Origin of the sequence: Agrobacterium tumefaciens, from assembly GCF_013318015.2 — a bacterium.
GTDB classification, from domain to species: Bacteria; Pseudomonadota; Alphaproteobacteria; order Rhizobiales; family Rhizobiaceae; genus Agrobacterium; species Agrobacterium tumefaciens.
Genome location: NZ_CP115842.1, coordinates 1621226 through 1634457, shown reverse-complemented (window position 1 = coordinate 1634457; position 13232 = coordinate 1621226). Strand labels below are relative to the sequence as shown.

The following is a 13232-nucleotide window of genomic DNA, read 5'->3' as shown; positions in this document are numbered from 1 at the left end:
CCCGCCCGAAAACTCCGGTGCGCGATTGTCCGGCATGCCGATCCGGGACAGCGAAACTGCCGATCCCCATCGGCGATATCCCAGGGAAGACAGCAACATGAGCATTGCACAAAGCATTGAAACCGGCGTTCCGGACCGGACCCCCAAACGCCATCGTTACGCCGTCAAGCTACGCTGCCTTGACGTGGCCCGCGTGGAAAAACTCAGCCGGTCCATGGTGCGCATCGTATTGACCGGGCCTGAGCTTGAAGGCTTTGCCAGTCTCGGTTTTGACGACCACGTCAAGATGTTCTTCCCGCTTCCCGGCGAAACCGAACCTAACCTGCCGGTGATCGGCCCGAACGGCCTCGAATTTCCCGAAGGCGCGCCGCGCCCGCTCGCACGCGATTACACGCCGCGCAGCTTCGATGCCGAGAAGGGTGAACTCGCCATCGATTTCGCCACGCACCATGATGGCCCCGCCAGCAACTGGGCAAAATCCGCCAGGGTGGGTGACAAGGCATGGATTGCAGGCCCGCGCGGCTCGTTCACCATTCCCTTCACGTTCGACTGGCATCTGCTGATTGCCGACGATACCGGCCTTCCCGCCCTTGCACGGCGACTGGAAGAAATGCCCGAGGGCACCCGCGTCGTAGCGCTGATCGAAGTTGAGACGGAGGCTGATCGCCTGGACCTCGCCACGAAAGCTGACGCGTCGATCATCTGGGTAACGCAGGAGGCCGCGGGCGGCGCCGATCACGACGCCCTGACGGAGGCGCTGCGTACGCTTGAACTGCCTGAGGGCGATTTCTTCAGCTGGGTCGCCTGCGAATCGAAAGCGGCGAAAGACCTGCGCGCCATCCTGATCGGCGAGTACGGCGCGAACCCCAAATGGACGCGCGCTTCCGGCTACTGGCGGCGCGGGGCAAGCGGCGTTCACGATCATTTCGATGAATGAACCGGCAATCGCGGCGGCTGGCAAGCTGGAGGCGGACATGACGACGACGGAACTCAAAGCCCATCTTGCCAAGGTTCTGGACGATGAGGTGGGACATATCGGCCCGAACGCCAACCTGTTCGGCTGCGGACTTCATTCCCTCGCTCTCATGCGCCTGATCCCGCCGCTTTCGCAGCTCGCCGGCACGCGACTTCACTATGACGATCTCGCCCGTCAGCCCACGCTTGCCGCCTGGCAGGCGCTGATCGAGCAGTCGCGCGCGGGCTGCTGATCCCCGCAAGAGGGAACTTTTCCCGCCAAGCGCGACCTACCTCAACATTATACTTCCAAGGAGAGGACCATGGCAGCAGATAATTCGCGCATGCTTGCGCGCCGCATCGAACAAACCTTCGACAATGCGGACGAAGCCCCACGGAGCGGATCGCAGCCAAGCCAATATGAGGAGCGGGTCTGGTTCCAGCAGTTTCAGGACCCCGATCAGGTCTTCCGGCATATTCTCACCTACCGCATCGGCGGCGAGAGCGACCTTCTGCGCCTGACATCGGCACTGGAGACGGTTTGCGAGGCATGGCCCGAACTGCGCGTGCGGTTTTCCTTTGGAGAAGACGGCACCCTTGCCAAGAGCGTAGAGGCCCCTTCGGCATCTCTCGTGCAACTGTTTCAGACGGCATCGAAAGACGAAGCGGTGGCCCTTCTGCACGACCTTCAGGCAAGCCCGTTCGACGCGGAAATCGATCCGCCGTTTCAGGCCATCGTGCTCTTGAGCGAAGGAGAGGTACTGCTGGCGCTTCTGGTGCATGGCCTGCTTGGCGAATCCCTCTCGCCGCAGATTTTGCTGGGCGCTATTGCCGCAGCCTATGCTGGCGAGGCACCAAAGCCGCTTTCGCCACTCATCACCGAAAACGCCATCGTCAATCCAGTTCCGCTCCCCTGGCTGCAAGGACCGGCCTCCAGCACGCCCGTCGTCTCTCTCCGAAATAACGGGACCAAGCCGGCGAGCCACTGCCACGGCGTCTATCTTCCGGCCGCTCTGCTGGAGCTAGGCGGTTCGGCCGCAACGGACGCGCTTCTGGCACGCACCGGTGCCCGTTTCGCGCTTTTTCTGGCGGCCAATGGCGATCTCGACACTGTTACCCTGCGCCTGCCCCTGCAACCCGGGAGCGAGGCCGGCTTGCCGCTTCCGGCAGATGCGGTCGCCCGCGTCTCGATCTCACGTGGCCAGCCACCGCAGGAGGCCGAAAAAGCCGTTCTGGCTGGGTTGGCCCGACGTGGCGAACACAACGACGAAGTTGCCACCTTCACGCTTCAGACGCTGGCAACATCGGCTGAAACCTCATCCGTCGAGCGGCTCCGGTTCGAGCGCCTGCCGCTCCCCTCTCTCCAGTCCGGCCTTGGCCTGACGCTCGCTGCCGGCAGCACGGTTGATGGCCACATCCGTCTGGAACTGACCGGCGGCAAGGAGGCCTCGCCGCATGCGACGGCATTTCTGCTGGAGCGTTTCATCGCCCATCTCGAAGGCGGTGCGGATTTTTCCGGCATTACGCATCAAACCTCGTCCGCAGGGCCGGAGGCTGCAGCATCCCTGCCCGCCGCCTCCCGCTCCAGCGACGACGAGACTGCCGCAACGATCCTTGCCGAATTCCGCGAAGCGCTTGCGTCGCCAGACATGGGACCGGATGACGATTTCTTCGATTTTGGCGGCCATTCGCTGATCGCGACCCGCATCATCGGACGCCTTTTGAGCAATCACGGCATCGAGCTGCGTTTCAACGACCTGTTCAGCTATCCCACCACCGCATCGCTCGCAAAACAGGCGACGCGTCTCGAAACCGACGCCCCTGCACAGGCGGAAGCGACCGCGACCGGCTCGCTGACGGCACCGCTGTCGCTGGCACAGATGTCGCTCTGGAAAGCCTATGCCGCCTTCGGTTTCGGCGAGATTTTCAACATCCCCTTCGCGCTCGATTTCCTCGATCCGGTGGATGAGAGCGCTTTCGAATGTGCATTCCTCGATATTATCGAGCGTCATCCCGGCCTGCGAACCCATTTTTACGTCGAAGATGGGACGGTTCTGCAAAAGATCGTGCCGATGCACGACCTGCCCGGCTACAAGTGGTTCTGGACGAGCGAGGAAAGCGAAGGCGTGGACCGGCACACGGAAGCGTCCTGGCGGTTCGACCTTGCCCGTGAATTGCCGATGCGGCTGCGTTTCCTGCGCAATCCGCAAACCGGCGGCCAGGTGCTCTCTTTCCTCTTCCACCATATCGTACTGGACGAATGGTCGGTGAACCTGATGATGGACGAGCTGACCAAAGCCTATAGGGCAAGAGCCACGGGCAAGGCCCCTGTCTTTGCGAGCAAGCCCGCACCCTTCCATGAATTCGCCAGAAAACAGGTGGCATCCGGCGTCAACGGCGACCACCTTGCCTACTGGACCGATATGCTGCGGGACGCGCCGAAGGGCCTGGTCCTCACTGGACAGAACAGCACGCCGACAGATGCTGCACACGACGAGGCGCCGGCGGGCGGCTGGATCGAGTTCAAGCTGGAAAAACACGTCAGCGACGGACTTTACGCCATCGCCAAGCAGAACAGCGCCTCCCTGTTCAACGTCGTTTATGCCGCCATCGCCGCATCGCTGCGACATCTGGGTGGGTTGAGCGATTTGGTGGTCGGCACATCGGCGTCCGGGCGCACCGACAGCGGCTATTTCGATACGATCGGTTATTTCACCACGGTCGTTGCCCATCGTGTGCGTTTCCGCGAGGAGATGACTGTCGGCGAACTGATCTCCTCGGTGAAGAACACGGTCAACGGCTCTCTTGAACACAGCGAAATCCCGATCGATCTCGTCGAAGAGGCGCTTGGCATGACACCGGGTCGAGATCATCTGTTCGAGGTATTCATCCAGATTCACGCCAAGAACAAGCTGAACGGCACTCTTACAGGACCGGACGGCAAAGCCGTCGAGTTCCGCCAGATCGATCCCGACAAGCACGAATCCATGCTGGGGCTGCAATTCGAGGTGATGGAAGAAACGATTGGTGGCGAACGCTCCATCCGCGTGTTGATGAGCTACCGCTCCGACCGTTACGGCCCCGAGGATGTCGACCGGCTGCGCACGACCACCAGCGGCGTCTTCAGCCGTTTCGCCGAAGCAGGCGCTTCGGGCCGTGTGCTGACCACGCTGGCCTGAGTGCTGGCCAGGCTGCCCAATAAACCCGGCTCCGTGTGGCGGCGCCGGGTTTTTGCTTTTTGACAAATGTCCTGAAAGCTCTCTTCCGACATGCTCGGGCCTGTCGCCAGCATCTGCGACGTCTGGTTTTATTTGGACGTGACTGGATCCTTGGGACAAGCCCAAGGATGACGTTGGGTGGGAGGAGAGCATGTCACCCCATCAGGCAGGGTTTTGCATAACGGAGCCGGGTTTATCACATCCGCACCCAGTCACTCCCGACCAAATGCAGAGTGACGGCAGAGAGATTTCCGTCGCCTTCTTGCAGAGTACCCGGCTTCTCAAACCGCCAGACGGAACGCCGCGGAAACCTCTCCGGCCGGAACCGCCAGCGCCTCGTCGCGCAGCATGGCATCCAGAAACAGCGGCAACTCCTCGCAGTAACGCGCGAAATCGTCGGCTTCGGTCAGTGCGGAATCCGCGTCGATATGCAGGTTCAGATCACTGCCGTCATCCTCGCCACGGAAGGTCAGGTTGAACCCGTCGCCTGGACCATTGGCGAGAATGTGTCTGATAACGGCAAGCCCTGCAAATACCGGCGCGCTGAAGGGCAGGACGTTGATAAGCGGTGAGAAGAAAAACCGCCGGCCCTTTGATATGTTGCGATCGGCGGCGATCTGTTCGATGCGGTAGCGGCCATGCAGGCGTTGCCGGCGCAGATTGGCGGCATTGCGCGCAAGGAAGCTACCAAGGCTCTCCTGCGGTTCTATCGTCAGATGGAAAGGCAGGATATTGACGAGCATGGCGGGCATATGCGCGCCGACACTGCCCCAGCGGCTCATGAAGGGCAGCCACAGCGTCAGCACATCGCGATCCGGGCGCGGCAATACGCGGTGAAGATAAAGGCCTGAAAGCAGCACCAGCACGTCCGGCCAGCCTATCTCCAGTGCGCTGGATATCTGTTGCAGTCTTGTGCTGAAACCTTCCGGCAATCCCGCATCGGCATGCAGGCCGCCGCCACCGTAATCCTCGCAATCCTTGTCCAGCACGGGCAGATCCACCGGCGGCGCGAGATAGGCCGTCCAGAACTCGCGGTCCTTTTCGAAACGGCGGCTTTGCCGGTAAGCGTCCTCTTCGGCAAGAAAACTGGGAAAAGGATGGAAACCCGGACCCGCCCCGCCCTTGCCGCAATAGTGTCCGTAAAGCTGCCCGCAGCGCTGCTCCACCAGCGTCAAACCATAACCGTCGACGACGATATGATGGGCTCGGATATACCAGAGGTAGCGATCGTCGGCGATGCGGTAAAGCACCTGGGCGGAGAGCTTGTCGGTTCGAAGATCAAGCCTTGCCTCGACATCCGCGTTCATGCGCCGCAGCGCTTCCTCGAAAGGCGCGGGATGGGCACTGAGATCGACAAGCTCGACCATCGGAGCGTGGAGCGGATCGCAGCATTGCTGCGGCGTCTCACCATCCTCACCGACGCGAAAACGGATCGACAGAACTTCCGATTCGCGCACGGTGCGCCTGATTGCCTCAAGCAGGGCGCCTTCGTTCACGGCACCGGAAAGCTCGATGTAATGGGCGACGGTAGAGACCGGCTCGTCGGGATGGAAGGAAAACTCCTCCCAGAAATCGAGTTGCGGCTGGGTCAGGGGAAGCCAGCCGCCGGCAGGATCGATATGCGCCATCTGTTTTTCCTTGAATTATTTCCGTAATTTTGGCCGCAATGATGCGGCTCATGCCGCCGAAGCGGGTAAAAGCGAACTGACCTGTTTGGCGTTTCGGCAACGCAGGAGTTGCTGCGGCGAAAGCTCCACGCCGAAGGCGCTGCGAATTTCGGCCGAGACGGTTTTCAGATGCGAAGGCAAAAGGCCAAGCGCCAGCAGATCGCTGCTCGTGTCCACATTTGCCGGGTTTTTGCCCAGCACGCCGAGATAGATATCCAGCACCCGGCGATCACCCTGATCGGCGACTTTGATTGTTGCAGCCGCAGGTGCCTTTGCCGGTTCCGCTGCCGTCAGCAATTCGCGGGCGCGGCGGCGATCCGGCTTGCCATTAGCCGAGAGCGGCAGATCGGCCACATTGAGAAAGCGGCCGGGCACATGCGATTCCGGCAGATGCCTGCGGGCGAAATTGCGCAGATCGGCGGTGGAAAGCTCAAGGTCGGGCATCGGAACATAAAGCACGCCGATAGCAGCCTCCCCCTTTTGCTCGGCACCGTAATCCACCACCAGTACACGCTGGATGGAGGGGTGGCGGATAAGTTCATTTTCCACATCCGGCAGCGAGACCCGCACCCCGCGCACCTTGACGTAACCGTTGACGCGGCTGGCGAACATGATCTTGCCATCCGGCCGGTAACGGCCCCGGTCTCCGGTGCGGAAGGCGCGCACCGCATGTCCACCGGGATCGCTGACCGTGACGAAATCCGTCTGGGTAATGGCACCATCTTCAAGATAGCCGATCGCCACATTCACGCCCACTGTGTGGATGCGTCCGACAACGCCCGCCGGGCAATGGCCGCCCTGATCGTTGAGGATGAAATATCGATTGCTGGGTAGAGGGTGTCCATAGGGTATCGCCGTGGTATCGGCTGCCACGATCTCGTGCCAGATGCTCCAGATGGTCGTTTCCGTCGGCCCGCCCAGCGATATCAGCCGAAGCTCGGGTTTCAGCCGGCGCAACTCCTCGATGACCACGGGCTTGATGTAATCACCGCCCTGCGCAACGAGCCGGAGCGAGCCGAGCTGGTCGCCACGACGGCAGGACAGGAGCATCTCAAGGATCGCCGGCACCGAGCACCACAGCGTAACGCCGTGTTCGGCCACCAACTCGTTCCAGCGGACCGCATCCTTTTCCTCGCCGGGTTCCGGCAGCACCAGCGTCGCACCGGCGGCAAGCGCGCCGAATACATCGAAGACCGACATGTCGTGGTGCAAGGGCGTAACGGAGATAAAGACGTCATTCTCCGTCACCGTCCATTCCGAAAGCGTACTGTCGATGACATTGGCCGTGGCCCTGTTAGAGAGCACGACGCATTTCGGTTTGCCTGTCGTGCCGGAAGTGTAGAGGTAATAAGCGGGTGCTTCGCTTGCTGAAAGTACCGCCAGTTCCGCCGCGTTAACGGGCACGCCGGAGGCGGCTGGCGCTGCGAGAAGCTCCTCGGGACCGACAGCGTCGAATCCTTCAGGAACGCTATGGGCAACGATGATGGCCGGGCGGCAATTGGTCAGCAGATAGTGCAGGCGATCTTCCGGCGAGCTCGCATCGATCGGCACCCAAATGGCGCCGATAAGTGCAGCGGCCAGCGTGACGGCCGTGTGCTCCGGGCTGCGCGGCAGGCACACCGCTACGACATCGCCCCGGCCAATGCCGCGCGTCTTAAGGCCCGCCATCGCCCGCGCCACCGCGTCGCCAAGTTCGTGATAGGAGATGCGCCGTTCGCCGTTGATCAGGGCCGTGCGCGATCCGTCTCCTTCGAAAAGATGCGAGGCGATCCGTTCCAGGAATGGCGGGCAGACGAAGTTCCGCTCGTCGCCATTCAGCCGATAGTGAGACAGGTCGACGATCTCGCGGAAATTCATCGAAAACGTCCCGCTGGCGGTGATCGCGGTAATCGCACGCTCTATGGCGCCGAGAATGCCAGCCACCATTCCGGCATCGATCGCCTGCTCCGCATAATCGATATCGAGGACGAGATCGCCATCCGGGTTTTGCGAAAACCGGAAATCCAACGCCACCTGTGGTGTCTGGGTCAGCCCGTCCGTCCAACGAAGCGTGGAAGCTTGCGAAAGCGTCGGCCATGAGAGGCCGTTGGTGATGACGACAGGCAGGGCGAGCCCGCCGGGATTGGCGTTGAGAAGGATGCGATTGAGATCGATCCCTGAAAAAGCCAGATGATTGAGGCCCTCAAGCACATCCGTTTGCAAAGCTGCGGCACGCTCCGCAAAATCGCCCTTGGCCGCGTCCCATTTGAGCGCGATGAAGCTCGAGCGATTGGCAAAGGTGCCTTCCACCTGCGGGGCGACGGGAATGCCGACGACGAGGGCACCTTCGTTCAGCCAAAGCGACAGCACATCGAGGATTACCGCCGTCAGCGCAGAATTCTTGAACAGCCGCTCTTTCGCGCCGATCCGTGAAAAGGCGGTAAAGCGTTGTTTTTCCACGGTCAGGCTCTGGCGGCTGTAACGCGAAACGGCAATGGTTTCGAGCGGGGCTTTCCAAGGCAGTTGCGAGGGCACTTCCGCACCCTCAAGTTTCTCCGCCCAATAGGCGGCATCTTCGGCGCGGGCCGCTGCGATATCCTGCTGCGCGGCGATGTTTGCTACGGTTGATGCGGGCGGCACGACATCGTCGAAGAGTTCCGCCGCAAGGCTGGCTATTCCCCGTCCGTCGAGAATGAGGGCGTCGAAGCGCAGGAAGACCGCCACGCTGTCCCCCACCGCAACCTCCGGCAGACGAAAGACCGTGACCTGCCAGGGAGAAGCGGCAAGATCGAAATGGGCATGGGAGAAATCCTGCCGCACGGTGCCGATCCGCTGTTCGGCTTCGGCAGCGGACAGGTGCGAAAGATCAACAATATCAAGGTTTAGCTTCGGCTCATTCGAGACCACCTGCACCAGACGCCGCTCATCGATGTGGGTGCGCAGGCTTTCATGCCGCTCGACCATTGCGGTGAGGCGCGAGCGAAGCAATGCCGGATCGATATTGCCGCGATATTCGCGGAACTCCTGCATCGCCACGCCGCTCAGCGGCAGATGGGTGCCGCGACCGAGCAGATAGGCCTTTTGCAAGGCTGAGAGTGGCCGTTCCATGGATTTTCCTTTTGTCTGCACTGTCGCTTCAGGCGCTTGCAAGCCTAATCGCTCCACGGTCTCGGAAACGAGATCAGGGCTGGTGGCAAGGTGGCGAAGACGGGCGGTATAGGCGTCGAACAGGGCTCGCAGCCAGCTTTCCGGCAGCGCATCGAGCCGCACATCCCAGTTGATCAAAAGCCCGCCATCGAGCGCTGCGACCTGCGCATCCAGCGCAACTCCAGGCCCCTGCGAGACGGTGTGGATCATCGGGCCGAACACGCGCCCCACATTTTCCGAAAACAACTCGCCCCCGGGCAAATCGACACCCGCGGTAAAGACAACCGGTGAGGTCTGCAAACCGCCGCGCAGGCGGGAAAGGTCGCGCATGACGCTGACCCCGGGATAGGACTGGTGCGCCAGAAGCCCGTTCATTTCTCCGAACAGCCGTCCAAGCAGTCGCTCAAGGCTCTCCTCAGGCCGGATATCAACGCCAAGCATGAGCACATTGGAGAATTCGCCGACGATGGCATCGACCCCTTCCACCAGCGGCGCGCGCCAGAAAGCCGGCACGGAAAGCCGGAACTTTTCCGTATTCGTCGCTTGCGAAAGCACCATTGCAAAGACACCAAGCAACAGGGTCGACGTGGTCACGCCGCAGCGCCGCGCCATCCGTTCCAGACTGCTGCGTTCAGCCGGAGAAAGTCTTGCTGCAAGGCGATCGGTGTGAACGGCGCGTGACGGGTCCTCGGGCAAAAACGGCAATGGCGGTGCCTCCGGAATATCGGCAATATGTTGCCGCCACCACAGCCGGTCCCTTTCACGCTGGGCTTTGAGTTCCGGATCGGATGCAAGACTTTCCGCCCAGCTGAAAAACGATGGTGGTGTATCCCCCAATGGCTCGAGTTCGTCCGCGTCGGCTTCATAAAAGCGGGCGAGATCTTCCAGCACGATACGCATACTGGCGGGATCGATGGCCAGCATGTCGGTATCCAAATGCAGCCTGGCGCGACCTGCGGGCAGCAGGCTGAGCGATACTGCCGCCGGTGGGGCAACGCGCAGATCGATCTGGCGATGGCTCCACGCCTCACGTTTGGTGGCAAGACGGTGCGCAAGCGCCTCCTCATTGAGAGACGCCATGTCCTCCACGTCGAGGCCGAGCGGCCGGCCGGCGGGGTCCACCGTCTGTCGCCCTTCCGCATCGATCCTGAGGCTGAGCATGGGGTGACGCCGGCAAAGCCTTTCGACCGCGACGGCCAGTCTTTCCGCCTCCAGCCCCCTGCCTTCGAACTCGAGATAGAGATGCGGCGTAACTTTTCCGAGTATCCCGTCCGCCTCTCGGCCAACCCAGTAGGCAACCTGCATGGGGGTTAAATTTAGCATGTGAATTTGCACCGATTGACAAAACATGATTATCATAATCAAGTATAAGCCACCGTCAACCACTCGCACAGGAGGCATCCCATGAAAACGGGAGCACTCAGGACGAATGACGTCGATTCCGACGAAATTACTGATTTTGATAGAGAATTTCTGTTCACTTCTGGCTCGGGCGAACTGCGTGCCAGAGGCATTAGCGAAAGGATAACGATTCCTGCCCATGGCGCCGAAGACGCGGGAAGCCCTTTGCAGAAGGCGATAAAGGCCGCTTTTGAGAGGGCGCGCAGGGCCGGACAGGACAATCCCATCGCCATTGGCGCCATCCCCTTCGACGTCAACGAGCCATCCTGCCTATATATCCCCAACAACCATGAGTGGAATCCAAAGGGTGCCGCTTCGATCTCGACTGATTCGGCCATGCCAGCGCTTGTCGGCCAAAACAGCCTGCCCGATGAAAATGGTTTCAAGCGCGCCGTCGAGCATGCCATCGTCAATTTCCGCCATTCCGATGTCCGCAAGGCAGTGCTTTCGGTCATGCGCGAACTGACCTTCGCATCCGAGGTCAATGTCGAAAGATTGCTGGCCAGCCTCGCCAAACAGAACCGCGAGGGTTACCAGTTCCGCATTCCGCTGCCCGATGGCGGCGATCTGATCGGCGTGAGCCCCGAACTCCTCATCCGCAAGCAGGGTGAAAAAGTCATCTCGAACCCGCTCGCGGGCTCAGCAAAACGCATGGCTGACCCGGTGGCGGACAAGGCCAATGCAGACCGGCTTTCGGCTTCGGAAAAAGACCATTACGAGCATAGCCTCGTGATCGAGGATATACGCTCGCTGCTTACGCCTTGCTGCACTGAAATCGACGTTCCCGAAAAGCCCTCCCTCATCAACACGGCCGCTCTCTGGCATCTTTCGACGCGCATCGAGGGTCGCCTTGCTGATCCCGAGACCAATGCGCTGCAACTCGCGTGCCTGCTGCATCCCACACCTGCTGTTTGCGGTTTCCCCACCGAGCGTGCCCGCAGGCTTATTCGCTTCGTCGAGCCTTTCGAGCGTGGGCTGTTCACCGGCATGGTCGGCTGGACGGATGCCGAGGGTAACGGCGAGTGGGTGGTGACAATCCGTTGCGGCACCGTGCAACGGCAAACCGTGCGGCTGTTCGCAGGCGCCGGCATCGTTGAAGCCTCGGAACCCGAATCCGAATGGGCCGAGGTGCAGACCAAGCTCAAGACCATGCTGAACGCCTGCGGTCTTTCTGCCTAATTTTCCCAGGGACACACCATGACAATCGAATTTGAACGCTGGCCCGAAGATCTGGCGCGCCGATACCGCGACCGCGGCTACTGGATCGACAGACAGCTCAGCGACATCCTCACCCAGCAGGTGGAACTTCGGCCGGACGCGACCGCGCTGATCTGCGGCGACCGCCGCTTCACCTATGCCGATCTCGACCGGCAATCTTCCAATCTTGCCGGGCATCTGGCTGCCGCCGGGATCGGCAGGGGCGATACGGCACTGGTGCAATTACCAAATATCGCGGAGTTCTATCTCGTCTTTTTCGCTCTGATGAAAATCGGCGCTGCACCCGTCAATGCGCTTTTCAGCCATCGTCGGCTGGAAATGACCTCCTATGCGGAACAGATTGCGCCAAAGCTGGTGATCGGCTCGCGTTCCCACGAGCTTTTTGCCAATGACACGTTTCTGGAGGCGCTGAAGCTCACCTCTCCGCGGCTTGCCGTGACGCTGCTGCTTGGTGAGACGGAACCGCAGCGCAGCCTCGAACAATGGCTCTCATCACCCGCCGAAAATGCGCCGCATTACGGCCCTTCGGCAGCCGATGAGGTAGCATTGTTCCAGCTTTCCGGCGGCAGCACCGGAACGCCGAAACTGATCCCCCGCACGCATAACGACTATGACTACAGCGCCCGGGCCAGTGCGGAAATCTGCGAGCTGACGCCGCAGACCCGTTTCCTCTGCGCCATTCCGGTGGCGCATAATTACCCCATGAGTTCGCCGGGTGCGCTTGGCGTGTTCCACGCTGGCGGCACCGTGGTAATGGCGGCCAATCCCGAGCCGCTTGCCTGCTTCGACCTCATCGAAAAACATGGCATCGACATTGTGCCTCTGGTGCCGCCGGCCGTGGCCCTGTGGTTACAGGTGGCGCCCGCCCATCGCGAACGGCTGAAATCCCTCAAGCTGCTGCAGGTCGGCGGCGCAAGCTTTGCTGAAGCTTTAGCGCGTCAGGTGCCGCAGGTGCTGGGTTGCGCCCTCCAGCAGGTCTTCGGCATGGCGGAAGGTCTGGTGAACTATACCCGCGCCGGTGATCCCGACCATATTGTCTTCACCACGCAAGGGCGGCCGATCAGCCCGGATGACGAGATCCGCATCGTTGACGAGGACGGCAACGACGTTCCAGAAGGCGAAGCCGGCATGCTGGCGACGCGCGGCCCCTATACGTTTCGCGGATATTACCGCGCCGCCGAGCACAGCGCGCGCGTCTTCGACAACCAGGGTTTTTATTATTCCGGCGATGTCGTTCAGCGTACGCCCGAAGGTTACCTGCGGGTGGTTGGCCGGGTGAAAGACCAGATCAATCGCGGCGGCGAGAAAGTCGCATCGGAAGAGGTGGAAAACCTGATCCTGCGGCATCCGGATGTGACGCATGCCGCACTGGTGGCGATGCAGGACGAACTCCTCGGTGAAAAAAGCTGCGTCTTCGTCGTTTCCCGCAATCCCGCTCTCAAGGCACCGACCATCCGCCAGCATCTCTCTGGTCTGGGTGTTGCGGATTACAAGCTGCCGGATCGGGTGCGTTTCATCGACACCATGCCGCTTACTGCCGTCGGCAAGATCGACAAGAAACGTCTGCGCGACATGCTCGCAGCGCCAATCCCGGCGTAACGGAGCGTGCACGCCTCAACCATTTGAAAATTGCGTGTCGCCCATGCCG

The 13232-nt window shown here is 61.1% G+C and carries 7 protein-coding genes; 5 read left to right on the top strand and 2 right to left on the bottom strand.

Annotation, left to right across the window (positions count from 1 at the left end; genetic code table 11):
- Window positions 1–97 precede the first annotated feature (97 nt).
- From G6L97_RS20905 to G6L97_RS20895, 3 genes are all read left to right on the top strand, one after another.
- Window positions 98–937, top strand: a complete 840-nt coding sequence (locus G6L97_RS20905) for a siderophore-interacting protein (protein WP_013762282.1) — start codon at window positions 98–100, stop codon at window positions 935–937.
- Window positions 930–1208 (top strand): phosphopantetheine-binding protein, encoded by a 279-nt coding sequence (locus G6L97_RS20900; protein ID WP_013762281.1) that lies wholly within the window; start codon window positions 930–932, stop codon window positions 1206–1208. The genes G6L97_RS20905 and G6L97_RS20900 overlap by 8 nt, the downstream gene beginning before the upstream one ends.
- 69 nt (window positions 1209–1277) lie before the next feature.
- Complete coding sequence (locus G6L97_RS20895; RefSeq protein ID WP_065687420.1) at window positions 1278–4133, top strand: condensation domain-containing protein; 2856 nt, start codon at window positions 1278–1280, stop codon at window positions 4131–4133.
- 320 nt (window positions 4134–4453) lie between these two features.
- On the opposite strand, the gene G6L97_RS20890 is transcribed toward G6L97_RS20895, so the two are convergent.
- Both G6L97_RS20890 and G6L97_RS20885 read right to left on the bottom strand, forming a co-directional pair.
- A complete protein-coding gene (locus G6L97_RS20890) occupies window positions 4454–5800 on the bottom strand; it encodes a condensation domain-containing protein (RefSeq protein ID WP_174003666.1) in 1347 nt (448 codons plus the stop codon).
- A 48-nt stretch (window positions 5801–5848) separates the two neighbouring features.
- On the bottom strand, window positions 5849–10288 hold the full coding sequence (locus G6L97_RS20885; RefSeq protein ID WP_081308431.1) for an amino acid adenylation domain-containing protein: 4440 nt from the start codon (window positions 10286–10288) through the stop codon (window positions 5849–5851).
- 81 nt (window positions 10289–10369) lie between these two features.
- Between G6L97_RS20885 and G6L97_RS20880 the strand changes: the two genes are divergently transcribed.
- Together G6L97_RS20880 and G6L97_RS20875 are read left to right on the top strand one after the other, a co-directional pair.
- Window positions 10370–11545 (top strand): isochorismate synthase, encoded by a 1176-nt coding sequence (locus G6L97_RS20880; RefSeq protein WP_013762277.1) that lies wholly within the window; start codon window positions 10370–10372, stop codon window positions 11543–11545.
- Between the two features lie 18 nt (window positions 11546–11563).
- The gene (locus G6L97_RS20875) at window positions 11564–13183 is read left to right on the top strand and encodes a (2,3-dihydroxybenzoyl)adenylate synthase (protein ID WP_065687422.1); all 1620 of its coding nucleotides are present in this window, start codon (window positions 11564–11566) and stop codon (window positions 13181–13183) included.
- Window positions 13184–13232 lie beyond the last annotated feature (49 nt).

Excerpts from the sequence above, each read along its gene's own strand:
- G6L97_RS20885 (WP_081308431.1), bottom strand. The coding sequence starts at position 10,288 with ATGCTAAATTTAACCCCCATGCAGGTTGCCTACTGGGTTGGCCGAGAG.
- G6L97_RS20900 (WP_013762281.1), top strand. The coding sequence starts at position 930 with ATGAATGAACCGGCAATCGCGGCGGCTGGCAAGCTGGAGGCGGACATG.
- G6L97_RS20875 (WP_065687422.1), top strand. The coding sequence starts at position 11,564 with ATGACAATCGAATTTGAACGCTGGCCCGAAGATCTGGCGCGCCGATAC.
- G6L97_RS20880 (WP_013762277.1), top strand. The coding sequence starts at position 10,370 with ATGAAAACGGGAGCACTCAGGACGAATGACGTCGATTCCGACGAAATT.
- G6L97_RS20905 (WP_013762282.1), top strand. The coding sequence starts at position 98 with ATGAGCATTGCACAAAGCATTGAAACCGGCGTTCCGGACCGGACCCCC.
- G6L97_RS20890 (WP_174003666.1), bottom strand. The coding sequence starts at position 5,800 with ATGGCGCATATCGATCCTGCCGGCGGCTGGCTTCCCCTGACCCAGCCG.
- G6L97_RS20895 (WP_065687420.1), top strand. The coding sequence starts at position 1,278 with ATGGCAGCAGATAATTCGCGCATGCTTGCGCGCCGCATCGAACAAACC.